This is a genomic window from Sphingomonas glacialis, from assembly GCF_014653575.1.
Lineage (GTDB): Bacteria > Pseudomonadota > Alphaproteobacteria > Sphingomonadales > Sphingomonadaceae > Sphingomonas > Sphingomonas glacialis.
In genome coordinates, this window is sequence record NZ_BNAQ01000002.1 from 202,287 (window position 1) to 227,054 (window position 24,768).

General features: G+C 65.6%; 22 protein-coding genes. 9 read left to right on the forward strand and 13 right to left on the reverse strand.

Going from position 1 to position 24,768, the window contains the following annotated elements; translation table 11 throughout:
• Positions 1-80 precede the first annotated feature (80 nt).
• The 5 genes from IE187_RS07650 (at position 81) to IE187_RS07670 (ending at position 4,436) form a co-directional block, all read left to right on the forward strand.
• Entirely contained in the window at positions 81-665 is a 585-nt protein-coding gene (locus IE187_RS07650) for a hypothetical protein (RefSeq protein ID WP_229839294.1), read from the forward strand.
• Positions 666-725: 60 nt separating this feature from the next.
• Positions 726-1,763, forward strand: a complete 1,038-nt coding sequence (locus IE187_RS07655) for a COX15/CtaA family protein (protein ID WP_189675758.1) — start codon at positions 726-728, stop codon at positions 1,761-1,763.
• A gap of 185 nt (positions 1,764-1,948) precedes the next feature.
• Entirely contained in the window at positions 1,949-2,428 is a 480-nt protein-coding gene (rplM, locus tag IE187_RS07660) for a 50S ribosomal protein L13 (RefSeq protein WP_010185350.1), read from the forward strand.
• Positions 2,428-2,988, forward strand: coding sequence for a 30S ribosomal protein S9 (gene rpsI, locus IE187_RS07665; protein ID WP_189675759.1), 561 nt, complete (start codon positions 2,428-2,430; stop codon positions 2,986-2,988). The genes rplM and rpsI overlap by 1 nt, the downstream gene beginning before the upstream one ends.
• Before the next feature lie 173 nt (positions 2,989-3,161).
• A complete protein-coding gene (locus tag IE187_RS07670; RefSeq protein WP_133186620.1) occupies positions 3,162-4,436 on the forward strand; it encodes a sensor histidine kinase in 1,275 nt (424 codons plus the stop codon).
• 11 nt (positions 4,437-4,447) lie between these two features.
• Here the strand turns inward: IE187_RS07670 and IE187_RS07675 are convergent, their stop codons facing one another.
• From IE187_RS07675 to IE187_RS07690, 4 genes are all read right to left on the reverse strand, one after another.
• A complete protein-coding gene (locus IE187_RS07675) occupies positions 4,448-5,710 on the reverse strand; it encodes a dipeptidase (protein WP_189675760.1) in 1,263 nt (420 codons plus the stop codon).
• Between the two features lie 53 nt (positions 5,711-5,763).
• A complete protein-coding gene (locus IE187_RS07680) occupies positions 5,764-6,531 on the reverse strand; it encodes a metallophosphoesterase family protein (protein WP_189675761.1) in 768 nt (255 codons plus the stop codon).
• Positions 6,528-7,358 (reverse strand): diacylglycerol/lipid kinase family protein, encoded by an 831-nt coding sequence (locus tag IE187_RS07685; RefSeq protein ID WP_189675762.1) that lies wholly within the window; start codon positions 7,356-7,358, stop codon positions 6,528-6,530. The genes IE187_RS07680 and IE187_RS07685 overlap by 4 nt, the downstream gene beginning before the upstream one ends.
• Positions 7,359-7,430: 72 nt before the next feature.
• Positions 7,431-7,877 carry a MarR family winged helix-turn-helix transcriptional regulator gene (locus IE187_RS07690; RefSeq protein ID WP_189675763.1) on the reverse strand — a complete coding sequence of 149 codons (447 nt, stop codon included), beginning with the start codon at positions 7,875-7,877 and terminating at the stop codon, positions 7,431-7,433.
• Positions 7,878-7,989: 112 nt separating this feature from the next.
• Here IE187_RS07690 and IE187_RS07695 point away from each other — a divergent pair, with 112 nt between their 5' ends.
• Positions 7,990-9,936, forward strand: coding sequence for an OPT family oligopeptide transporter (locus tag IE187_RS07695; protein WP_189675764.1), 1,947 nt, complete (start codon positions 7,990-7,992; stop codon positions 9,934-9,936).
• A gap of 131 nt (positions 9,937-10,067) precedes the next feature.
• Here IE187_RS07695 and IE187_RS07700 read toward each other — a convergent pair whose 3' ends face one another.
• The 3 genes from IE187_RS07700 to queF all read right to left on the reverse strand — a co-directional run bounded on the left by IE187_RS07700 (position 10,068) and on the right by queF (position 14,262).
• The gene (locus tag IE187_RS07700; protein ID WP_133186608.1) at positions 10,068-11,348 is read right to left on the reverse strand and encodes a glycoside hydrolase family 130 protein; all 1,281 of its coding nucleotides are present in this window, start codon (positions 11,346-11,348) and stop codon (positions 10,068-10,070) included.
• A gap of 42 nt (positions 11,349-11,390) precedes the next feature.
• Positions 11,391-13,664: a glycosyltransferase family 4 protein gene (locus IE187_RS07705; RefSeq protein WP_189675765.1), complete on the reverse strand. Its 2,274-nt coding sequence runs from the start codon at positions 13,662-13,664 to the stop codon at positions 11,391-11,393.
• Positions 13,665-13,815: 151 nt separating this feature from the next.
• A complete protein-coding gene (gene queF, locus IE187_RS07710; protein ID WP_189675766.1) occupies positions 13,816-14,262 on the reverse strand; it encodes a preQ(1) synthase in 447 nt (148 codons plus the stop codon).
• Between the two features lie 128 nt (positions 14,263-14,390).
• On the opposite strand from queF, the gene sseA reads away from it, so the two are divergent.
• From sseA to IE187_RS07725, 3 genes are all read left to right on the forward strand, one after another.
• On the forward strand, positions 14,391-15,230 hold the full coding sequence (sseA, locus tag IE187_RS07715; protein ID WP_189675767.1) for a 3-mercaptopyruvate sulfurtransferase: 840 nt from the start codon (positions 14,391-14,393) through the stop codon (positions 15,228-15,230).
• Between the two features lie 115 nt (positions 15,231-15,345).
• A complete protein-coding gene (gene metC / locus IE187_RS07720) occupies positions 15,346-16,539 on the forward strand; it encodes a cystathionine beta-lyase (protein ID WP_189675768.1) in 1,194 nt (397 codons plus the stop codon).
• A gap of 193 nt (positions 16,540-16,732) precedes the next feature.
• Positions 16,733-17,590: a TorF family putative porin gene (locus IE187_RS07725; protein ID WP_189675769.1), complete on the forward strand. Its 858-nt coding sequence runs from the start codon at positions 16,733-16,735 to the stop codon at positions 17,588-17,590.
• An 88-nt stretch (positions 17,591-17,678) separates the two neighbouring features.
• Here IE187_RS07725 and IE187_RS07730 read toward each other — a convergent pair whose 3' ends face one another.
• From IE187_RS07730 to sppA, 6 genes are read right to left on the reverse strand one after another with little or no spacing between them, the layout of a single operon-like run.
• Positions 17,679-18,089: a DUF3035 domain-containing protein gene (locus tag IE187_RS07730; RefSeq protein WP_133186598.1), complete on the reverse strand. Its 411-nt coding sequence runs from the start codon at positions 18,087-18,089 to the stop codon at positions 17,679-17,681.
• A complete protein-coding gene (gene lspA / locus IE187_RS07735) occupies positions 18,082-18,624 on the reverse strand; it encodes a signal peptidase II (protein ID WP_189675770.1) in 543 nt (180 codons plus the stop codon). Before lspA ends, IE187_RS07730 begins: the two co-directional genes overlap by 8 nt.
• The gene (locus IE187_RS07740) at positions 18,621-21,734 is read right to left on the reverse strand and encodes an isoleucine--tRNA ligase (RefSeq protein ID WP_189675771.1); all 3,114 of its coding nucleotides are present in this window, start codon (positions 21,732-21,734) and stop codon (positions 18,621-18,623) included. The genes lspA and IE187_RS07740 overlap by 4 nt, the downstream gene beginning before the upstream one ends.
• A gap of 50 nt (positions 21,735-21,784) precedes the next feature.
• Complete coding sequence (locus tag IE187_RS07745) at positions 21,785-22,177, reverse strand: endonuclease domain-containing protein (protein WP_229839295.1); 393 nt, start codon at positions 22,175-22,177, stop codon at positions 21,785-21,787.
• A gap of 52 nt (positions 22,178-22,229) precedes the next feature.
• Positions 22,230-22,814 carry a GNAT family N-acetyltransferase gene (locus IE187_RS07750; RefSeq protein ID WP_189675772.1) on the reverse strand — a complete coding sequence of 195 codons (585 nt, stop codon included), beginning with the start codon at positions 22,812-22,814 and terminating at the stop codon, positions 22,230-22,232.
• Entirely contained in the window at positions 22,811-24,703 is a 1,893-nt protein-coding gene (sppA, locus tag IE187_RS07755) for a signal peptide peptidase SppA (protein ID WP_189675773.1), read from the reverse strand. Before sppA ends, IE187_RS07750 begins: the two co-directional genes overlap by 4 nt.
• Positions 24,704-24,768 lie beyond the last annotated feature (65 nt).

Below are 24,768 nucleotides of genomic sequence, written 5' to 3' on the forward strand. Positions count from 1 at the left end.
TGGTGGCCTTTCGTCGGACTGGCGTGCTGTCATGCCGCATCGCATCATGGTGCCTGAACTGCTTGGGGTCGGGAGTGGAAATGCGCTGCGCTATCGTCGGGCTGATGCTGTGGGCGACCCCCGCGTCGGCTGCCTCCCCCGCCCCGGCAGAAACCTCCACGCGGCCCGCGCCCGTGGCGCAACCCGCCAGCAACCCAGAGATGACCGCGCTGTTCGACGCCGACCAAAAGGCGCGCAACGCCCCCGCCACGATCGACTGGAAGGTGCTGTGGCCGGCGGATCGCGCCCGGCGGGCGCGGACGCAGGTGCTGCTCGACACGGGTGCCCTGCACAGCGGGGACGATTTCTATCACGCGGCCTATCTGTTCCAGCATGGCGAGACGCCCGCGGATTTCCTCAAGGCGCATACGCTCGCGGTGGTCGCAACCGCCCGCGGCAAACCCGAGGCGGTGTGGATCGCTGCGGCGACGCTCGACCGCTATCTTCAACGGATCGGTCAGCCGCAAATCTATGGCACGCAATTCCAGCGCGCTCCGGGACACGCCTGGACGCAGGAGCCGTATCAGCGCGACCTGCTGTCCGATGCGCTGCGCCAGGCGACCAATGTCCCGCCGCTGGTCGATCAGGCGAAGCAACTCGAGGGCTATCAACACCAGCCCGGATAACCGCCCCCCGTGGCAGTTTGTCCAATCGACGCGCCGCAGACAACCGCGTAAGGTCGCTCGATGCTCCAGGCGTCTTCGCTCCCCTCCACCGTCCGCCCGCGGACGCTCTCCACCTGGCTGTTCGTCGTGGCCGCGCTGATCGTCGCGATCGTCGTGATCGGCGGGATCACGCGGCTGACCGAATCGGGGCTGTCGATCACGTCATGGAAACCGCTCAGCGGCAGCATTCCCCCGATAACAGATGCGCAGTGGCAGGCCGAATTCGCCAATTACCGCACGATCCCGCAATACGAGGCCTTCAATCAGGGAATGACGCTCGCCGGGTTCAAGGCGATCTTCTTCTGGGAATATCTCCACCGCATGCTTGGCCGCGTGATCGGCCTCGCCTTTCTCGTGCCGCTGGTGTGGTTCGCGGTGCGGCGGCGGATCCCGCGCGGGTATCTGGTGCGGCTCGTCGCTTTGTTCTCGCTGATCGCGCTGCAGGGCACGTTCGGCTGGCTGATGGTCCGCTCGGGGCTCAGTGGGCGGACCGAGGTCGCGCCGGGCTGGCTCGCGACGCATTTGCTCACCGCCTTGTTCACGCTCGCCGGCATGGTGTGGACCGCGCTCGATCTTCGCGCGCTCGCCGACAACCGGCTGGCACGCCCTGCCCGGCTGCGGCTGATCCCGGCGATCGCGATCGCGCTGCTGTTCGCGCAGATCCTGTTCGGCGCGCTGACCGCTGGCCTGCGCGCGGGCTATGCGTTTTCGAGCTGGCCGTTGATGGGCGACGCGATCTTCCCGATGGCGACGCCGTTTACCGATCCGCTGTGGCGCAACCTGTTCGACAACCCGATCGTCGTCCAGTTCGTCCATCGCTGGCTCGCCTTCGCCGTCGCGTTCGGCGTGATGATGCTCGCCGCGCGCGCCCGCCGCGCCGGCTCGCCGCGCCTTGGGCTGGCGCTGATCGGCCTGGTCTGTGCGCAGATCGTGCTCGGCATCGTGACGTTGCTGAGCGGGGTCGAGATCGCCGTCGCGGTCGCGCACCAGGCCAATGCCGCCCTGCTCGTGATCGCGACCGCCGCAGCGGCGCACGCCGTCGGCCGCCGCGCGATCTGACCCTCCGCAAAGCGCTACGGTATCAGAATACCCGTCAGCAAACCCGCACTTTGCTTGACTTTCGCAAGGCCAAGCAGCAATAGCGCCTCCAACGGTGCCGCCTTGCCCGGGTGCCCATGAAGCCCAGCTTCATGGGAGATGGGGGGCGGCATCTGTCATTTTAGCATGTAAAGGTCACAAGCCCCATGAAGGCGCTGATGAAGACCACCAAGCCGGCGTTGCCGCATGAGGTGGAGAAGAAATGGATCATCGTCGATGCCGACGGTCTGGTCGTCGGCCGTATGGCGTCGATCATCGCGAACATCCTGCGCGGCAAGCATAAGCCGAGCTTCACCCCGCACGTCGATTGCGGTGACAATGTCATCATCATCAACGCGGACAAGGTGCGGTTCACGGGCAACAAGCTCAAGGACAAGATCTATTACCGCCACACCGGCTATGCCGGCGGCATCAAGGGCGTCGCGGCCGGCAAGATCCTCGAGGGTCGTTTCCCCGAGCGGATCATCGAAAAGGCCATCGAGCGGATGATTCCGCGCGGTCCGCTGGGTCGCGCCCAGCTGCGCAACCTGCGCGTCTTCGCTGGTACCGAGCATCCGCACGAAGCGCAGAACCCCGAAGTCCTCGACATCGGCAGCATGAACCGCAAGAACAAGGTGGGCAACTGATGTCCGACAACCGCCAGTCCCTCGCCGATCTCGCCGGCCTGACCAACACGCCGGCACCGGTTGCAGCGCCTGCCGCTGCAACGACCGCGCCTGCCACCGGCGAAGATTACGTTGCTGCCCCCTCAGCGCCGACGCACGAGCCGATGCCACTGCGCGAGCAGATCCTCGACCAGTACGGCCGCGCCTATGCGACCGGTCGTCGTAAGGACGCCGTCGCACGCGTCTGGATCAAGCCGGGCACCGGCAAGATCACGATCAACGGCCGCGACCAGGAAGTGTATTTCGCACGTCCGACGCTGCGTCTCGTCATCAACCAGCCGTTCGGCGTGACCGAGCGTGATGGCGCGTATGACGTCGTCTGCACCGTCAAGGGCGGTGGCCTCTCGGGCCAGGCCGGCGCGGTCAAGCATGGCATCAGCCAGGCGCTGACTCGTTTCGAGCCGATCCTGCGTGCGCCCGTCAAGGCAGCCGGGTTCCTGACCCGCGACAGCCGTACGGTCGAGCGTAAGAAGTACGGCAAGGCGAAGGCCCGTCGTAGCTTCCAGTTCTCGAAGCGCTAAGCTTCCACGAAACTGTGGTACGCAAAGGGGCGGTCCGGCAACGGGCCGCCCTTTTCGGTTCTGGTCGACCTGCTCGGTATACCGCGAGCCGGTTGGGCGCGATCTTGCATTGCCACGCTGCCATGCCGAAATACGCGACAGCACCAGAAAAAACGACAAAGGGAAGTCCGGGTTTGACCGACGATCGCGCGCCGCAGGCGACCAACCAGACCGCCTTGCTCGACGGGCCATCGGACGACGTCGTCGAGACGACCGACTGCGCATCGAACGAGCCGACATCGTTTGCCGAAGCGATCGAACAGGTCGGGGCCGGGTCGCTGCTCGGTTACCGCTTGCAGCAACAGGCGATCCTGTCCGATTTCGGGCTGTTCGCGCTTCAATGCCGCGACAATGAAGCGCTGCTCGCCAAGGCTGCCGAAATGGCCGCCGACGGGATGCAAACCAGCCTTTGCAAAGTGCTCGAGTACCGCGCCGAACAGCACGACTTGATCTTCCGCGCGGGCGTGGGGTGGCGCGCCGGGGTGATCGGCAAGGTCAGCCTCGCCGCCGACGACAAGTCCCCCGCGGGCTTCGCCTATCAGAACGGCACGCCCGTCATCTCGAACCATCTCGAGGGCGAGGAGCGCTTCCGCACGCCGAAGATCATGGTCGAACACGGCGTACGCCGCGCGATCAACGTGCTGATCTCGACCACCGCGGGCCCGTGGGGCGTGCTTGAGGTCGACAGCCCGAGCGCCGGCCAGTTCGAGGCCGCCGATATCGCATTCCTCCAGGGCTTCGCCAATTTGCTCGGCGTCGCGATGGACCGCCAGGAGGGCGAACGCCGCCTCGCCGAAGCGATCGATTACCAGAAGGTGCTCGTCCGCGAGGCGAGCCACCGCGTCAAGAACAGCCTGACGATGCTGTCGAGCATCCTCCATCTGCAATCGCGCAGCAATCCGCTCCCCGAGGTCTCGAGCGCGCTAAACGAGGCGTCGGGCCACGTCATCGCGATCGCCCGGACGCACGATCAATTGTGGCGCCAGGATACCGGACGGATCGAGATCCCCGCGCTGATCAAGGATCTGTGCGCGAGCCTTTCGACGCAGCTCGCCACCGTCACGCTGGAGTGCAGCGCCGACGACATCTCGCTTCATGCCGACCAGGCCGTCGCGGTCGGTCTGCTGCTCACCGAGCTTGTCACCAATGCCGCCAAATATGCCTATGGCGATGCCGGGGGGCGCGTCGTCGTCACCGCGAAGGCGCAGGACAGCGCGATCGTCGTGACGGTGCGCGATTTCGGCAAGGGGTTGCCCGAGGCGTTCGACCTGACGAGCCGATCGTCGACGAGCCTGGGTATGCAGCTGATCCGGACTCTGGTGCGCAGTCTCGACGGCGTGATCGACGCCGGATCCGATGGGGGGGCGTGGTTCGCCATCACCTTTCCGGCGAAGCCAGCGCACGGCTGAGACCGGCGCGTTTACGTCCCGTCGAGTTGCGCGATCGTCGCGGTCGCCGCGGGCTCGCCCTTGAGCGCGAGTGCGGCGCGTTCGGCGCCCGCCATCACGCGCATGATGTTGCCGCCCGCCAGCTTGGCGAGATCGCGGTCGCTCCACCCACGCCGCGCCAGTTCGGCGAGCAAGGCGGGATAGGTTTCGACGCCGTCGAGCCCTTGCGGCAATTCGCTAAGCCCATCGAAATCGGATCCGATCCCGACATGGTCGATCCCCGCCACCTTGGCGATATGGTCGATATGGTCGGCGACCATCGTCAGCGTCACCGCTGGCTTGGGGTGCGCCAGCTCCCACGCCGCCAGCGCCGCCTTGGCCTTGTCGGGTTGGCCGATATAGAGCCCGCCGAACGGCGGCGCATTGTAGCTGGCGATCTCGCCATTGTGCGCCGCCTCCCATAGTCGGCGCTGCTCCGAGACATAACTCGGCGCGAAATTGACCATCACGATCCCGCCATTGGCGGCGAGCAGCTTGAGCACGGCGTCGGACACGTTGCGCGGATGATCGCACAACGCGCGCGCGCTCGAATGCGAGAAGATCACCGGTGCGCTCGACACGCGCAGCGCAGCGCGCATCGTCGCTTCGTTGACGTGGCTGAGATCGACCAGCATGCCGAGCCGGTTGAGTTCGTGCACCACCGCCTCGCCGAACTTGGTCAGCCCGCCATGCTTCGGATCGTCGGTCGCCGAATCGGCCCAGGCGATCGTCCGCGAATGCGTCAGCGTTAGGTAGGATGCGCCGAGCTGGCGATAGGCGCGCAGCACCGCGAACTTGCCGTCGATCTGCCCCCCGCCCTCGACCCCGAGCAGCGACGCGATCCGGCCCTTCGCCTGGATCCGGCGGACGTCGGCAGCGGTGGTCGCGGCCTCGAACACATTCGGATAGCGCGCGAAGATCTGCTGCATCAGCCCGATCTGCTCGAGCGTCGCCTCGACCTGTTGCGGGCCGGGCAAGCTGGCATCGACATAGACCGACCAGAATTGCCCGCCGACGCCGCCCTTGCGCAGCCGCGTTATGTCGGTGTCGTATTTGGCCGGGTCGAGCGTCGTCAGATCGACAGTCCAGCGCGCGTCGCCGGCGCGGCCGACGAGCGTCTCGGCCCAGTCGTTATGCCCGTCGATCAGCGGCGTGTCTTTCAGCACGCGCGCGACGCGAGCGTCGATGTCGGACGGCGCTGCATAAGCGGGTGCTGTGGCGAGCAGGAGCGGTGCGAGAAAGAGGAATGTTTTCATTACGCCAGCGTATCGCGCAACGGGGGCGTTACAAGCCCTTCGGCATGCCCGGATTATTCCGCGCGTTCCCGCTCGAGCGGACGATCGGGCGCCGGCGTCATCGTCCGCAGCAGCACGTCGAAACGCCCGTCGGCGATGCGGATTTCGTTGAACGAGGGCGGCGTCGTGCGCGTGCGTTCGGACAGCGTCCCTGCGCCGATCATCCGCACCACGGTGCCATCGACGCTATGCGCAATATCGAACGGATCATGGACATGTCCGGTCAGCACCGCATCCGCGCCGGCGTCGGCCAGCGCCCGAAGCGCAGCCGCGCCGTTATGCGTCTGCGCCGACATCCGCGTCTCGGGTTCGACCAGCGGATGATGACAGGCGATGAAGACCAGCTTTCCCGCAGGCACTTCGGCCAGCAAGGCCAGCGTGCGATCGAGCGCGCCGCGGCTCACCTTGCCCTTCGACCAGTTGAGCCGCCATTGCGCGCGCGCCGTCGTCACGAGCGGGACGATCGCGACGCCGGGCAAGTCGAGCGGCTGCTCGACCATCCGTTCGATTTTGCTCATCCGCCGATAAGGCCGGAAGAACCGGTCGATCGGGTTGAAATAGGGCAAATCGTGATTGCCGACTTCGACCGTCACCGGCACGCCGAGCCCCTGCAACCATGCGAGCCCGGCGGAGAACTCGCGGCGTCGTGCGCGCATCGTCAGGTCGCCCGTCATGATCACCGCGTCGGGCTGCTCGGCCTTGACCAGCCCCCCGAACCAGGCGACCGCTGCCGCATCCTCGCGCCCGAAATGCACGTCGCTGACATGGAACAGCCGCATCACGCGTCCTTCTTGGTCGTAATGAAGAGCTCGCGCGTGGTGCCGAGCCGGATCGTGCTGCCTGGTTCGAGCATCACCGGTTCGCCGTCGACCAGCGCAAGCGCCGGCTTGTCGCCGCGTGTCCGGAATTGCTCGGCATGGCATTGCGTCACTTCGGACGCCTCGACCCAGTCGCCGGTCACCCATTCCCAGCCGAGCCGCGTCAGCGCGCGAAAATCGCGCGCGTCGATCGCCGCGATATCGAGCCGCCCTGACTCTGCCCGCACCAACACCGCTTGCGCGCCGTGCTTGAGGCCAGGCACGCCGTCGAGCCGGATGCCGTGCCCGAACGTCCGTCGCCACGCCTGGCGCAGGGCGCGACCCAATCCCCGCAACCGCCCCGCCCGCACCAGCTCGCGCGCGCGGACCCAGGTGGCGGCCGGCCCGAGGATCAGCCCGACCAGCGCGCGATGCTCCGGCAGGTCGACCACCGGAAGCGCGATCTTGCGACCATGGGCGATCGCCGCGGTGACAATCGCGGCAGGATCGGTCGAGCCGTGAAGCATCTTGGCGAGCAGGTTCATCGTGCCGCCGGGCAGGATCAACACCGCGCCGCGCCATTCCGCCAGCGCACTGACCGCCGCATTGATCGTCCCATCCCCCGCGAACAGCACTGCTGTGTCGACGTCAGCCGCATCGAGCGATTCGGCGGTTGGCAAGGGATCGCTCGGGAAAGCGGTGCGTCCGACCAGCGTCAGCCCCTGCCCGGCGAGCGACGCCGCGATGGCATCGGCCTTGGCGGGGGTCGCGGTGCCCGATTTGATATTGGTGATGAACCACAGTCTCTGCATGGCGCGCTCAACGCACAGCGCGGTCAGAAGTGACTCCTGCGCAACGGAAAAAAACGCGATCCTGCGCGGCAATCACGCGTTGGCGGCGTCCTTCGCAGGCTGTGCATCGGACAAATTGGCCCGGATCTGTTGCAACGTCGCGATTACGCGCGCCTGCTCGGCATCCGAGACCCCCGCCAGCGCACTGCCGAGCATTTCGTCGGCAAGATGCCCGAGATCGTCGAGCAAAGGCCGCGCGCGCTCGGTCAGGTAGATTTGCCACGCGCGCCGGTCGCTCGGGTCGCGTCGCCGCTCGACCAACCCGGCTTCCTCGAGCCGGTCGATCATCCGGCACGCGGTGATCGGCTCGACCTCGAGCATTTCGGCTAGTCCGCCCTGATTGATCCCCTCGCCTCGCTGAAGAAACTTCAGCACGCGCCACTGCGTCCGCGTCACGCCAATCGCGCGCGCGCGCTCGTCGAAGCGACGGCGCATCAGTCGCGAAACGTCACTGATCATGAAGGCGATCGAATCTTGCATGGCACGCGGTATAATAAGCATACTCAAAATATCCAGCGTTTCCTCGGGCGCCGCGCGATGTCCCGCGCAAAAAGCGCTGTCGTTCAGGGCGTCGCTTGTGCGAGATGGGGCGATGACTGACTCTCGTCCCGCCCCGATCGCCGAACTCACGCTGCGCGGCGTGCTGCTTGGCGGGCTCATCACGCTGCTGTTCACCGCCGCCAACGTCTATCTCGGGCTCAAGGTCGGGCTGACCTTCGCGACCTCGATCCCCGCCGCGGTGATCTCGATGGCGATCCTCAAGCTGTTCAAGGGATCGACGATCCTCGAGAACAACATCGTCCAGACGGTCGCCAGTGCAGCGGGCACACTCGCCGCGATCATCTTCGTGCTGCCGGGGCTGGTGATGATCGGCTGGTGGCAGGACTTCCCCTATGTCCAGACCGCCGCAATCACGATGACCGGCGGGATCCTCGGCGTCATGTTCTCGGTGCCGCTGCGGCGTGCGCTCGTCGTCGATACCGACCTGCCCTATCCCGAGGGTGTCGCCGCCGCCGAAGTGCTCCAGATCGGCGCCGGATCGCGCGAGGGCGAGGCCGAAGCCCGCCAGGGATTGCTCGTTTTGATCTGGAACAGCATCGCCTCGGCGGCTTTCGCGATCTTCACGCAGACCAAGATCATTACCGATACCGCCGCAACCAGCTTCCGCGTCGGCGCGGGCGCAACGGGAATCTCGGGCAGCCTGTCGTTCGCGCTGATCGGCGTCGGGCATCTCGTCGGCATCTCGGTCGGCGCGGCGATGGCGCTGGGGCTCGTGATCGGTTGGTTCGTGCTCGTGCCGATGCTGACCGCGGCGCATCCCGCGCCGGGCGACATCGCCGACTGGGTCAACACCGTGTGGAAGGGCGACGTGCGCTTCTTCGGCGCGGGCGTGATCGGCATTTCGGCGATCTGGACCCTGGTCAAGATCGCCGGCCCCGTGATCGGTGGCGTGCGCTCAGCACTCGCCGCCAGCGCCGCGCGCGGCAAGGGCGAGACGCTCGCGCTCGAGGAACGCGATTTGCCGATCGCCTGGGTCGCGCTCGTCGCGCTGCTGACGCTGCTGCCGATCGGCTGGCTGTTGTGGGACGTGATCGCGGGCGGCGCGCTGGTCGGCTCGGCATTCCTGCTGATCGCGGGGGCGCTGGTGTTCGTGCTTGTCGCCGGGCTCATGATCGCGGCGGTGTGCGGCTATATGGCGGGGCTGATCGGGGCGTCGAACTCGCCCGTGTCGGGGATCGGTATCCTCGCGGTGATCGGATCGTCGCTGATGCTCGTCGGTCTGTTCGGGCAGAACCCGGGCGCCGACACGACGCGCGCGCTGATCGCCTATGCGCTGATCGTCACCGGGATCGTGTTCGGCGTCGCGACGATCTCGAACGACAATCTGCAGGACCTCAAGACCGGACAACTGGTCGGTGCGACGCCGTGGAAGCAGCAGGTCGCGCTGGTGATCGGCGTGGTGTTCGGATCGCTGATCATTCCGCCGGTGCTCAACGTGCTCAACAGCGGGATGGGGTTCGTCGGCGTCCCCGGCGCTGGGCCGAACGCGCTTGCGGCGCCACAGGCTGGGCTGATCTCGGCGCTGGCGAAGGGTGTGCTGTCGGGCGATGCCAATTGGACGATGCTCGGCTATGGCGTCGCCGCGGGCGTCGTGCTGATCGCGCTCGACGAGCTGCTTGGTCGGCTCCGGCTGTTGCGCCTGCCGCCGCTCGGCGTCGCGCTCGGCATCTACCTGCCGATGGCGGTGATCCTGCCGACCGTGCTCGGCTCGGTGTTCGGCTGGTTCTACAACCGTTGGGCACACCGCAGCGCGAACCCTGAGGTTGCCGAGCGGATGGGGACGCTGACCGCGACGGGCATGATCGTCGGCGAAAGCCTGTGGGGCGTGGTGTTCGCGCTGGTCGTGTGGCTGAGCGGCAGCGATGCGCCGCTCAAGCTGATGTCGGGCCACGAGACCGAGGCGTTGATCGGGGGGACGCTCTTGTTCTTCGCGATCGCGGCGATGCTGTATCGCCGCGCGGTGGCGGCGACGCGCTGACCCGCCCCTCCCTTTGGGAGAGGGTGGCCGAGCGCAGCGAGGCCGGGTGAGGGAAGAGGACGAACTGCCCTCACCCTTCCCCCGCGGCTTCGCCGAGCGGGCCCCTTCCCTCTCCCGAAGGAAGAGGGAGGTTAGGCCATCGCCTCGAGCAGCGTCTTGATGTCGATGAACGCGAACGCGACCGAGCTATCGGCCACGCCGTAGGGCACGAACAGCGTGTCGCCATGCCGGATCGCGCCGCACGTATAGACGACGTTGGGCACATAGCCCTCGCGGTCCTGGTTCGCCGCAGCGAGGATCGGCTCGCGTGTGCGGCCGATCACCTTGGCCGGGTTGGTCTTGTCGAGCAGCACCGCACCGATCGCATATTTGCGCATTGCGCCAACGCCGTGCGTCAGCAGCAGCCAGCCCTCGTCGAGCTCGATCGGCGGGCCGCAATTGCCGATCTGGACCAGCTCCCACGGATACATCGGCCCGAGCAGCTTTTCGCCCTCGTCCCAATGCGTCAGCGTGTCGGATTTGATCAGATACAGGTTTTCGCCGTCCTGCCGGCCGATCATCATGTACTGGCCGTTCACCTTGCGCGGGAACAGCCCCATGCCCTTGTTGCGCGACGCCGAACCCGACATCGGCACCAGATCGAACGCGCGGAAATCGCGCGTGCGCATAAGCTCCGACTGGATCGTCGAGCCGTTATACGCGGTGTACGTGCCGAGCCATTCGTAGCTGCCATCGTCATGCTGGAACTGGACGAGGCGAAGATCCTCGAGCCCCTTCGACTGTGCCGCGGTGATCGGAAAGATCACCGTACCCGACAGCGTCGAATCACGATGGCGATAGACGGTGATCGGCCCCTCGGGCAGCTCTTCCTCGTCGAGCCCGACCGCATCGGTCGCGGTCGCGAACGGGGGCTCGGGCGCGAGCTTCAACTGGTTGCCGTCGGTAATGATGCCTTCGCGGAACGCGACCGAGGAGATGTGCCCTTCGCCCACCGCGCGCAAGCTCATCAGGATGCGCTGCGATCCCGCAGGCATGCCCGACTGGTCGAAATGCGGCACCGCGCTGGGGTTCATCAACGCCGCCGCAGCATAGCTGTATTCGTGGCAGAAATAGGCACCGATCAGCTGGCGCTTTTCGTCGCCGATCTCGCTGCCGTCGAGCCCGAGCATCGCCTCGATCTCGTCGTAGCGCGTCATGAAGACGCGCCGCGTCTGCCAATGCCGCGCCTCGAAATCCTTGAGCACCACCTCGAGCTCGGCGCGCGTCTCTGCAGCATCGAGCGCCATCACGGCATTGACGATCCGCTCGGTGCGGTTGCCACCATTGCCGCTCCAGGCAAGGTGGAACGGTCGCACGACGACCCGTGACGGGTCGGCGTGGAGTCGCAATGGGTGTTCAAACAGCTCGATCACAATATCGCCTCGCGTAACGCCTTGGCGACGTCGCGAGCGAGGCTACGCGACGGCGCGATCCGGTCCTGCCACGCTTTGCGCCCGCTTTGCCAGCCCGGAAATCGTGCAACCGGCCAATTGCAGCGCCAAAATCGACTCGGCACCCTGATTCCGGTTGAGCCCGCTAGGCATCAAGCCGTCGAAGCAGCCGCCATCCTGGACGGTTGCCAGCGGCAAATCGAGATCGTTCTGCCCGAGATACCAGCGATACGCGCGGTTGGCTTCCTCGACCCAACGCGCGTCCCGCGAGGCATCGAATGCCGCGCTGCACGCGTCGATCGTCGCCTGCGCCTCGAGCGGCTGCTGGTCGAACTGCAACGGCTCGGCATAGACCCGCCCGAAGCTCTCGCTGCCGACCGCGCGGAAGCGGCCGTCGGGCGAGGTCTGCTTGGCGACGATCCATTCGAGCGTCTTCAGGCCGCACTGGATCATGTCGTCGCGCTGGAGCGCAAGACCGGCACGCAGCAGGGCCTCGGGCAGACGCGCATTATCATACGCCAACACGATCTCGAACCATTCCCACTGCGGACGGCGCGCATCCTCGAGCAAGGCGAGCAGATCGTCGCCGAAGCGCGCCAGGATCGTCCGGGCGAGGGAATGCGTCGGAACCACCTCGAGCATCGCCGCGGCACCCAGCATCGCAAAGGCGTGGGCGCGTGGCGATCCCAGTTCGAGCGACAGCGACGCCGTCATGTCGAACATCGACGCGGCCCACATCTTGTGCTTGTCCATCTGCGCATCGCGCGCGGTCACGCCGAAGGCCCACAGCGTGCGACCGTTCGAATCCTCCGAACCGAAATCCTCGCACCAGGTGCGATCGAAATTCATGAAGTTGCGGAAACGCCGCTCCTCGGGGTTCCAGGCATATTGCAGGAACGACGCATAAATCGTCATCCACTTGTCGCGCTGGACCTCGTCGAGCGACGTCATCTGGCTGACCAGCATCAGCGCACGGGCATTGTCGTCGATGCAATAGCCATGGCGGCGATCGGGGATCGAGAAGATCGAATGCTGCAGCATTCCGGTCGAATCGCTCATCCGCTCGACCGCCGCGAAATCGGGCGCGAGCGGAGTCAGCGCCGCAGTACTGCTCGGCATGCGCAACGGCTTGGAGGCGACCATCTGCCCAATCTCGCGCATCGCGAGTTCGGCGAGACGCGGCCAGATCATCGTACGGCCACGCGCATAGGCACGCTCCGAAAGCTTGATCCGGTTGCGCTCGCTGCCGAGCAAGGCGTTGATCTCGCGCGCGAACGCTGCAGAATCCCCAAAGTCGACGAGCACGCCGTACCCATCTGCGAGAATCTCGGTGGCATGGACATACGGCGTCGAGACGACCGCCTTGCCGACGCCGACTGCGTAGGACAAGGTCCCCGACGTGATCTGCGCCGGATTGAGATACGGCGTCGCATAGATGTCTGCAGCCTGCAGATAGTCGATGAGCTCGTCATGCTCGAGAAACGCATCGATGAATTCGATGTTGCGGCCGACCCCGAGATCGAGCGCAAGCGCCTTCAACTTGTCGCGATACTTCTCGCCTTCGTGTGCGACGAGGTTCGGATGCGTCGCACCGAGTACGGCATAGAGCACGTTGGGGTTCTGCTCGACGATCGCGGGCAGCGCATTGATCATCACTTCGATGCCCTTGCCCGGCGCTAGCAGGCCGAAGGTCAGGACGACGTCGCGCCGTTCCCAGCCAAAGCGCGACTTGAGCGTGTTGGGATCGACGAACTCGCGATCGGGAACACCGTGCGGGATCATCACGATCGACCGGCCGGTTGCACCATAAACGCGCTCGAGGATCTCACGACCACGCTCGGCCATGACGATGACGCGCGACGCACGCCGCAACAGGCCTTCCATCACGCGACGCTGATCGGCGTTGGGCTTTTCGAGGATCGTGTGGAGCGTGACGATCACCGGCATCGACACGCGCTCGAGCAAGGCGAGGATATGCTCGCCCGCTGCGCCGCCGAAAATGCCGTATTCGTGCTGCAGCCACAACGCCTGCGCACCGCTCGCCTCGATCTCGCGCGCGGCTTCGAGATACTGCATCCGGTCCTGCTCGGGGATGCTGCGCGTCACCTCGGGGGGATATTCGTAGCGGCCGGGGTGATCGTCCATCGCATAGACGTCGATCTTAAGATCCGGAAACCGGCTCTTCAGCGCGGTGAAGGTATCGGTGGTATAGGTTGCAAGACCACATTTACGCGGCAGAAAATTACCGACCAAAGCCAGGTGGTCGATCGAGTTCACGACATCCGCCAGTTGCACCATGTTCGCAAATCCTATTTCTGACGGGGCTTATACCCTCGAGTTACCTCTCCCGAACGGCCAAGTTTCAATATGGTTGCAAGAATGTTGCATTGCAACAATGGGAATTGTCTGATCCAAATCAACCTTGCGGTAGGATGAACCGGCCCAGCGCTCAACCGCGCCCGCGATAGCCCGGAACGTCCTGCGACGGCAGCCACAGGCTCTCGGGCGGTGCGCCCGATTGCCAGAAAACGTCGATCGGAATGCCACCGCGCGGGTACCAATACCCACCGATTCGCAACCATGTCGGCTGCATCTCGGTGAACAGCCGTTCGCCAATCCCGACGGTGCAATCCTCATGGAACGCCTGGTGGTTGCGGAACGCGCCGAGAAACAGCTTGAGCGACTTCGATTCGACGATCGTTGCTGCAGGTGCGTAATCGATCACGAGATGCGCGAAATCGGGCTGTGCCGTCACCGGGCAAAGCGAGGTGAATTCGGGCACCGCGAAGCGCACCAAATACAGGCGACCGGGCCGCGGGTTGGGAACGTAATCGAGCACCGCCTCCTCGGGCGAAGTGGGGAGCGCGCTGGTTTGGCCGAGATGCATAGGAGTCATGCACAGCGATATAGGGAAGCGATCCGCCCCCGTCATCCCGCACCGATCATCCCACGCGGATGATCCTTGAGCGTCTCGACGGCGCGCGATCGGATGGTTAGGCTATCAAAAAACCAAGGAGACGATCGATGGATTCGCTGGTGACAACCGAATGGCTCGCAAACGAGCTGGGCGCGAACGACCTGAGGATTGTCGACGCCACCTATTTCGCCGGACTCGTCGACCGCGACCCCGCCGCCGAATATGAAGCCGCGCACATCCCGGGCGCCGTGTTCATGGATCTCGCCGAGATCGCCGACACCAGCAGCACGCTGCCCTCGATGCTCCCGGCGCCCGAAAAGTTCGCCAGCCGGATGCAGTCGCTCGGTCTCGGCGATGGCAGCCGCATCGTGCTCTACGACAATTCGCCGCTCCACACCTCGGCGCGCGCCTGGTTCATGCTGCGCACCTTCGGCGCGCATGATGTCGCGATCCTCGATGGCGGGCTCGCCAAGTGGCAGGCCGAAGGGCGTGAGACCGCCAGCGGCAAGGAGCAGCTCCGCCACCGCCACTTCACCGTCTGGGCCGACGACAAGGGCGTCCGCACGCTCGATCAGATGAAGGCCAATGTCGACAGCGGCGCCGAGCAAGTGCTCGACGCGCGCTCGGCCGCACGCTTCACCGGCGAGGAACCCGATCCGCGCCCGGTGACGCATGCCGGCCATATCCCGGGCTCGAAGAACCTCCCCGTCGGCGAGCTCTTCAATGCCGATGGCACGTGGAAGACCGGCGACGCGTTGAAGTCGGCGTTCGAAGGCGCGGGCATCGATGTCGCCAAGCCGCTCGTCACGACCTGCGGCTCGGGCATCACCGCCTCGGCGCTGGCGTTCGGTGCGCATCTGCTCGGCAACCAGGCGGCGGTCTATGACGGCAGCTGGTCCGAATGGGGTGCCGACCGCACCACGCCAAAGGCGACCGGCGCGGCGTAAGCGCATCTCGAAAGCCCCTCCCCTGAACGGGAGGGGCTTCCAACAATACGCGCGACGCTCTTGCCTTCTTCACGGTCTCCGGCTTTGCAGGGCCTGCATTGCAGGATTTCGCGCCATGAAGAAGACCGATGCCCCCAAGGGCGATTCGACCCGCGTCGTCACCGCCGGCCGCCGCAAGGAATGGACGCAGGGGATCGTCAACACGCCGGTCTGGCGCGCCTCGACGATCCTCTACGATTCGGTCGCGGATCTGCGCGAGGCGGGTGGGCGCGATACGCACCACCGGCTGTTCTACGGTCGCAAGGGCACGCCGACGCAGTGGAGCCTCGCCGATGCGCTGACCGAGCTCGAGCCCGGCGCCGAAGGCACCTTCCTTTACCCCTCGGGCGTCGCGGCGATCGCTGCCGCCTTGCTGTCGGTGCTCTCGCCCGGCGACGAACTGCTCCTTCCCGACAGCGCCTATGACCCGACCCGCGCGATGGGCATGGGGCTGCTCAAGCGGATGGGAATCACGACGCGCTTCTATGATCCGATGATCGGCGCGGGCATCGCCGACGTGATCACCGATGCGACTCGCGCGATCCTGCTCGAGAGCCCCGGCAGCCTGACCTTCGACGTTCAGGACATCCCCGCGATCGTCGCCGTCGCCAAGGCGCGCGGCATCACCACGCTGCTCGACAACACCTGGGCGACGCCGCTGTTCTTTCCCGCGATCGCGCACGGCGTCGACCTCACGATCCTCGCGTGCACAAAATATATCGTCGGCCATAGCGACGTGATGCTCGGCTCGGTCACTGCCGCGCCGGGCCATTTCGCGCGGCTGCGCGACACCAGCTTCCAGCTCGGCCAGATCGCCAGCCCCGACGACAGCTGGCTCGCCAGCCGCGGCCTGCGCACGATGGCGATCCGGCTCAAGCAGCATCAGGCAAGCGCGCTCGAGATCGCGCACTGGCTCGAGCAGCAGCCCGAAGTCGCGACCGTGCTCCACCCGGCTTTGCCGTGCTGCCCCGGCCACGCGCACTTCCTGCGCGACTTCAAGGGGTCGTCGGGGCTGTTCTCGTTCGTCCTCAACGGCGGCGGCGAGGCCGATCGCGCACGGCTGATCGACGGGCTCGAGCATTTCGGGATCGGCTATAGCTGGGGCGGGTTCGAAAGCCTCGCGCTGCCGGTCGACCCACAACGCCATCGCAGCGTCACGCGCCGCGCCGATGCCGGGCCACTCGTCCGGCTGCAGATCGGCCTCGAGGATCCGGCAGATCTGATCGCCGACCTCGCCGCTGGCCTGGCGCGCTTTTCCGCTCAGCAATGATTTGAAACACGGGTGTTGCGCAACAGCTACAATAGCGCGGTATCCCGCGCACGCGCGCGAATTAAGTTGTGCGATGCAGCGTAGCTCGGCAATGAAAGATCTTGCCGCTTAGCTGCGCGGGAGGTCTTGCGCCTCCGACAGACGCCGCATCGGTAAAGCAGGCTGGGACAGTCGCATTTTCGAAAGGGAAACGATGCGCTTCTCCACATCTACGCTTGGCGCGCTCTTGCTCGCCGCCTCCGCCACGCCCGCCTTTGCGCAGGATGTCCCAACCACCACCACCACGCCCGACGCCAAGGACGCGCCCGCCGCGGCGCCTGCCGCGCCCGACAAGCCGTTCAAGATCACCGGCGGCGCAACGCTGATCAGCGATTACCGCTTCCGCGGTTTGACCCAGACCAACGGCGAAGGCGCCGTCCAGGGCACGATCAACATCAACAGCTCGGCCGGCTTCTATGTCGGCACCTGGGCCTCGACGATCGACGGCAGCGGCAAGACCCCGCTCCTCACCGGATACGGCGATGCCGAGGTCGATCTGTACGCCGGCTATACCAAGACCTTCAGCGGCCTGACGGTCGATGGCGGCCTGCTCTATTATTACTATCCGAGCGGCGTGAAGGGCCTCAACACCGACTTCTTCGAGCCTTACGCTTCGGTCAGCTACACGCTCGGCCCGGTCTCGACCAAGGTCGGCGGCAACTATGCGTGGGGCGGCCAGAAGGGCCTCGATTTCACGCCGAACAACAAGGACGACAATATCTACGTCTATGGCGAAGCCTCGGTCGCGGTGCCCAAGACGCCGATCACGCTGAAGGGCCATCTCGGCTATACCGACGGCTCGCTCGGCCTCGCCAACCTCAATGGCAACGACCGCAACTATCTCGACTGGTCGGCCACCGCCGAAGCCGTCGGGGGTCCGTTCAAGGTCGGCGTGAGCTATGTCGATACCGACATCACGAACAACAAGGTCGGCGGACTGTACCGGCACGGCTATGCGTCGCGCTTCGGCCGCGGCTCGACCGTGCTCGCCTATGTCGGCGTGAACTTCTGATACGAAGAAGGGAGCGCCCTTGCGGGCACTCCCTCTGATCGGTCCCGAAACCCTCTCCCGCGGCCGCGGGGGAGGGTTTTGTTTTGGGTCACTTCGGCGCGGTCGCCTTGGCTGCCTGACCGTCGCCCTCGGGCGCTGCGACCACGTCGCGCGTCGTCGTGCCCTTGTCGACCACGGTCGTGCCCGGATCGCCAACCGACGAGCGGATGCCGGGATCGTCCGAATCGACACCCGCCTGCGAGATCGCAGCGCTTTCGGCGGCGCTGCGCGGCGCGGTGCCGCCGAACAGCGCGTCGAGCGCCTGCGCGTTGGCGCTGGTGTCGTTCGCACGCGCCGCACCTGGCTTTGGCGGGGTCAGCGAGAAATCGGGCGGAATGACGAGCGGAGCCTGGCGCGCGACCGAGAATTCGTCGGGTCCGCTGCGGCCACCCTTGCCATGCGCGCAAGCGCCCAACGCGAGCAGCGCCACGCCGGCCGACAAAATCGAAATCTTACGCATGGATATTCTCCGTTGGGCCCTGGTCCGCCCCAGATGCTTTGGTCCCAGAATCTTGGTTCGGTGTATCTCGTATCAGAAGCGCGCGCGCGAGCAAGATGAGCACGCCGATACTGATCGCCGCGTCGGCGATGTTGAACACCAGAAACGGCTGCCACGCGCCGAAATGCAGATCGGCGAAATCGACGACATAGCCGAGCCGGATCCGGTCGAGGATGTTGCCGAACGCGCCGCCGAGCACGAGCCCGAGCGCCATCTGGTCGGCGCGCTTGGTCTCGCGCAGCATCCACACCAGCACCCCGACCGCGATTGCGCCGGTCATCAGCACCAGTAGCCAGCGCGTCGTATCGGTATCGGCGTGGAGCAGCCCGAGCGACACGCCGCGATTGGCGACGAAGCGCAGGTTGAAGAACGACGTGACGTAATGCGCGTTGGTCATCGCATCGAGCTTGAGCCCCTCGGTCACGCCGAGCTTGGCGGCCTGGTCGGCGACGAAGAGCGCGACCGCGGTCGCGAAGCCTGCGAGCGGGAGCCTCATGCCACCACCGCCTCGCAGCGATCGCACAGATCGCCGTCTTCCTCGACCTCGGGAAGCAGCCGCCAGCAGCGCCCGCATTTGTGGAAGGTCGTGCGCTCCGCTTCGACCACACCACCGCCGTATCCCCATTCCGAGCCTGCCACGTCGGGATTTGGCAATACTGGGTAGCCGTCGGATTCGAAGATCGACACCTTTGCAGCAATAAAGATCTCGGCCAAATCCATCGACCTCAAAGGCTCTAAATTCTCGCGCTTCGCTGGCCAAATCCGCACTTCAGCTTCGAGACTTGAGCGAATCTCTTTGCCTGCGCGAAGTTTTTCCAGAACCTCGTTTACATGGGACCGAGCTCCTCGAACCGTGGACCATTTTCCCGAGAGGTCCTCACCTAACGCGTTCTCAGCGACCTCCGGCCATTCGAGCAGATGGACCGAGCCATCCTCGCTCGGGAAGCGCGCTTGCCACGTCTCCTCGGCGGTGAAGCACAGCACCGGCGCGGCATAGCGGACGAGTGCGTGGAACAGCGTGTCGAACACCGTCCGCACCGCGCGGCGCTTGGGATCGGTCGGCGCGTCGCAGTACAGCGAATCCTTGCGGATATCGAAATAGAAGGCCGACAGATCCTCCTGCGCGAACTCGGTCAGCAGCCGGACATAGCTGTTGAAATCGTACACCAGCACCGCCGCCTTGAGCTTGGCGTCGAGCTCGGCGAGCAAATGGAGCACGTAGCGTTCGAGCTCGGGCATCTCCGCGACCGGCAGCCGCTCGCTCTCCTCGAACCCGTCGAGCGCGCCGAGCAGGTAGCGGAAGGTGTTGCGCAGCTTGCGATACTGGTCGGAGACGCCGCCGAGGATCTCCTTGCCGATGCGGTGGTCCTCGGTGAAATCGACCGACAGCGCCCACAGCCGCAGGATGTCCGCGCCCGATTCCTTCATCAGATCGAGCGGGTTGATCGTGTTGCCGAGCGACTTGGACATCTTCATGCCCTTGGAGTCCATCGTGAAGCCATGCGTCAGCACCGCATTGTACGGCGCGCGCCCACGCGTACCGCACGCCTCCATCAGCGACGACTGGAACCAGCCGCGATGCTGGTCCGACCCTTCGAGATAGAGATCGGCCGGCCATTGCAGATCGGGCCAGCGCCCGCTCTCGAGCACGAAGGCGTGCGTGCAACCGCTGTCGAACCACACGTCGAGAATGTCGGTGACGCGCTCGTAATCGGCGAGGTCGTAGTCGGGGCCGAGCAGGTCCTGCGCCGCTTCCTCGGACCACGCATCGACGCCCTCGGCGTTGATCGCGGCGATGATGCGCGCATTGACCGCGGGATCGACGAGATACTGGCCGGTCAGGCGGTTGACGAACAGCGTGATCGGCACGCCCCAAGCGCGCTGGCGGCTGATCACCCAGTCGGGGCGCCCGGCGACCATCGCGGTGATGCGGTTCTGGCCCTTGGGCGGATACCAGGTGGTCGCTTCGATTGCCGCGAGCGCGGTTTCCCGCAAAGTCCGCCCAAGACTCCCCTCCCCTTCAGGGGAGGGGCTGGGGGTGGGGGAGGTCTCACCGAGACCGACGCTTGCGTTCGCGGCACGGCCCCACCCCAACCCCTCCCCTGAAGGAGAGGGGCTTTCCGGCAGCGCCTGATCCATCGGAATGAACCACTGCGGCGTAGCCCGGAAAATGACCTTCGCCTTCGACCGCCACGAATGCGGATACGAATGCGCAAAATCATCGCTCGCCGCGAGCAACGCGCCCGCTGCGCGCAGGTCCGCACAGATCGGCCCCTCGGCGGAGACGAACTTCTTGTTGATCACCGAGCCCTGCCCGCCGAGCCACGCCCAATCGTCGCGATACATCCCCGCACCGTCGACCGCGAAGACCGGCTCGATGCCATATTGCTTGCACAGCACGAAATCGTCCTCGCCGTGATCGGGCGCCATATGGACGAGCCCGGTGCCCGCGTCGGTGGTGACGAAATCGCCCGGCAGGAACGGCCGCGGCTTTGCGAAGAACCCGCCGAGTTCGTGCATCGGATGGCGTGCGGTGGCGCCTTCGAGCTGCGAGCCCCTCACGGTCCACTCTTCGCAGTCTTCCGCTGGATCAAGCACAAAGCTGAGGCGATCGAGGCCGATGTCTGTGACTTCGATGCTATCGAAAACGCGCGCAAGTCTCTTCGCAAATGTGGGAAGAAGTTCGGTGGCAATGACCAAGCGGCGACGATCATCGAACCACGGCATTTGCTCGTTGACGCGCGCGCGGGCGACCTCCGATTGCTCCTTTGTCACCGTAGCGGTTAGGAAGCCAAGGATGCACTCGACAACCGAATATTCAATCTCAGGCCCATAGCTCAGCGCCTGATTCACCGGGATCGTCCACGGCGTCGTCGTCCAGATCACCGCATGGGCACCGACCAGCTCGGGCGCGTTCGGCGCATCGACAATCTCGAACGCCACGTCGATCTGCGTCGACACGACGTCCTCATATTCGACCTCGGCCTCGGCGAGCGCGGTCTTTTCAACGGGCGACCACATCACAGGCTTGGCGCCGCGATAGAGCTGGCCGCTCTCCGCGAATTTCATCAGCTCGGTGACGATCGTCGCTTCGGCAGCGAAATCCATCGTCAGATAGGGATGGTCCCAATCGCCATTGATGCCGAGCCGCGTCAACTGCTCGCGCTGCACGTCGACCCAATGCTGCGCATAGGCGCGGCACTCGGCGCGGAACTCGGCCGGGGGGACCTCGTCCTTGTTGAGCTTCTTCGCGCGATATTTTTCCTCGACCTTCCACTCGATCGGCAGGCCGTGGCAGTCCCAGCCGGGCACGTACGGCGCGTCCTTGCCGAGCAGCCCCTGCGTGCGGCACACCGTGTCCTTGAGGATATGGTTGAGCGCATGGCCGATATGCATGTCGCCGTTCGCGTACGGCGGGCCGTCGTGCAGGATGAACTTCTCGCGGCCGCGGCGGGCTTCGCGGGTCTTCTCGTAGAGGTTCATCGCCTGCCAGCGCGCGAGGATGCCGGGCTCCTTGGCGGGCAGGCCGGCCTTCATCGGGAAGTCGGTCTTCGGCAGGAAGACGGTGTCGCGGTAATCGCGGGCGGGGGCTGGTGTGTCGGTCATAGGTAAAGCGCGCTTAGCGTGAAGCCGGGCGCGTAGAAAGCCCCTCCCCTTCAGGGGAGGGGTTGGGGTGGGGAAGTACGCTGCCAGCGGTTTGATAGGGTGGAGGCTGTGGTGGAGATCGATTCCGCTACGCCGGCCAAGTTCGACATGACGTCGGGATTGCTAAAGCGGACGATCGTGAAGCCTAGCGCGGCGAGCCGCGCGTCACGACGCGCGTCTCGATCGGCGTCGTGCGTATCGCCATCAACTTCGATCCCGAGACCGATTGCGGGACAGAAGAAGTCGAGAATCGCCTGAGCTTCTAGAACCACATGCTGGCGGCGAAACTTCAGCCCATCCAGCTGCGAATTAGACAGCGCCCGCCAAAGCCGGATCTCCGGCTCGGTCGGATTTTTGCGCATCTCGTGCGCGCGTTTCAGGAGCTCAGCCTCAGTGGCCACCACTTCCCCACCCCAACCCCTCCCCTGAAGGGGAGGGGCTTATTTGCTCAGCGCATCACCAATTCCACACCATCCCCGTCTCGCTGAACGGCTTGGGTTCCATCGGCGGGATCGTCGCGTCGTTGAGGTCGCAGTGCCAGTATCCGACGTCGATCCAGCGCCCGTCCTTATACCCCGCCTCGCGGAAGAACCCCGCGCGCTTGAAACCAACCGACTCGTGCAGCCGGATCGAATGATCGTTGGGCAGCGCAATCACGCCGATCGCATGCGTGAACCCCTGCGCGCGCACCGTGTCGATCAGCGCATCGTACAGCTGCCGCCCGTTGCCGCGCCCCTGCGTACCCGTCTCGAGATAGACCGTCGTCTCGATCGTGAAGCGATACGCCGGCCGATCGCGAAACGCCGAGGCATAGGCATAGCCAAGCACCGCCCCGCCCTCGCCTTCGGTCGCGACCAGCCACGGATACAGCCCGCGCGACGCCGCCATCCGCTGCGCGATCACGCCGGCATCGGGCGCCTCGGTCTCGAACGACACCGTCCCGCGCTCGACATAAGGGCGGTAGATCGCCGCGATCGCTGCGGCATCGTCGGGGGTCGCGGGCCGGATCGCGATCCGCGTCGGGGCGCGGTCCAGGCTCACAGCCCGAACCGTGCGAGCACGAAGTCCATCAACCGCGCGTCGCCGGCGCGCGGTGCGTTACCGCCGACGCCGTCGCATTCGAGGCAGCGCGCCTGGATCGCAGCCCCCGTGCCGATCCTCGTCACGTCGCCCAGCGCGCGCGCGAACACCGCACGCCGCTCGGCCGCCATCCGCGTGAAGGCATCGCCTGCCGACGCATCTTCATCCTTGTTCGAATCGGCGAACTGCTGGATCATCTTGGCGAACGCGCTGGGCTTCTTCTCGAGATATTCGGCGTGATAGCCGTCGGCCTTTAGCCCCGCGCGCCGCGCCGCCTCGGCGATCGCATCCTGCAACCCGCCGAATTTGTCGACCAGATGGAGCTGGAGCGCAGTCCCGCCATCCCAGACGCGCCCCTGCGCGATCTCGTTGACTTGCGCGGGCGTCATTTTCCGCGCGCCGGCAACGCGCGTGATGAACTGGCGATAGCCATTCTCGATCCCCGCCTGGAAGATCGCATCGGTCTCCGGGTTGGTGCCGCCATAGATGTCGGGCTGCCCCGAGAGCGGCGTCGTGCGGACGCCGTCGGTGGTCAGCCCGACCTTCTTGAGCGTGTTCTCGAAGGTCGGGATGATCCCGAAGATGCCGATCGAGCCGGTGATCGTCGTCGGCTGCGCGAACACCATGTCGCCCGCGGTCGACACCCAATAGCCGCCCGATGCCGCGACCGAGCCCATCGAGACGACGATCGGCAGCTTCTGCGCCTTCGCCTCCTCGATCGCGCGGCGCATGTCTTCCGATGCGAGCGCCGAGCCGCCAGGCGAATCGACGCGCACGACGAGCGCCTTGAGATCCTTCTTGGCCAGCGCATCGAGCAGCAGCTTCGACACCGTGTCCGACCCGACCGAGCCGGCCTTCGACTTGCCGTCGATGATGTCGCCCGCGATCGTCAGCACGCCGACCTTGTCGCCGCCGGTCGGCAGCGGATTGGCGGCGACATAGGCGTCGTATTTGATCGTCTTGAACAGCCCGGCCGCCTTGCCGCTGTCGACCCCGGCGATCGCGGCGACCCGCTTGCCGAAGTCGAGCCGCGTGCCGAGCTTGTCGACCAACCCCGCGTCCATATTGGCCTTGGCGATGTCGCCCTGCGCCGCGGTGATGACCGCGCCCGGCGTCGCGAGGAAAGGCGCGAACTTCGCCTTGGGGCGTGCACGCGCGACCGACTGCTGCCAGTTGGCGAACAGCACCTGGTAGAGCTTGACCACTTCCTCCTTCGCCTCGGGCGAGGCTTCGGTGCGGGTATAGGGCTCGACGAACGACTTGTACTTGCCGACGCGGTAGACGTGCGCATTGACGCCGAGCTTGTCGATCAGGCCTTTGTAATAGAGCTGCGATCCGCCCGGCCCCATGAACAGCGTGCCGCCCATCGGGCTTTCCCAGATCTCGCTGGCGTTCGCGGCGAGGCGGTAGCCGGAATCGGTATACGCGGTGGCATAGGCCAGCACCGGCTTGCCCCCCTTCCCATCGGAACCGTCGCGAACGCGGCGCAGCGCCGCGCCGACATCCTCGAGCGCCGCTGGATAACCGCCGCCGAACGAGTCGAGATCGAGCACGACCACCTTGACGCGGTCGTCCTTGGCCGCCTTGTCGAGGCTGCGGACCACGTCGCGCAGGCGATATTCGCGCTGGATGCCGTTGCCGCTCAGGCTGGCGAAGGCGCTTGCCTCCTGCGTCTGCTCGACGATCGGGCCATCGAGCTTGAGCACGAGCGCACCGTCGCCGATCGCCGCCTTGTTCGGTTTCGAGGCGAGCGCTGCGAACAGCAGGCCAAAGAACAGCAGCATCGCGATAAGGACCAGCGCGTCCTTGATGCCGACGAGAATTTTCCACGCGCCGCGTACGAGTTTCACTTGGCCGCTCCTTGTTGGCGGAGATCACATCGCCTCGCTACGGCAAGCCACCAGCCGAGTAAATG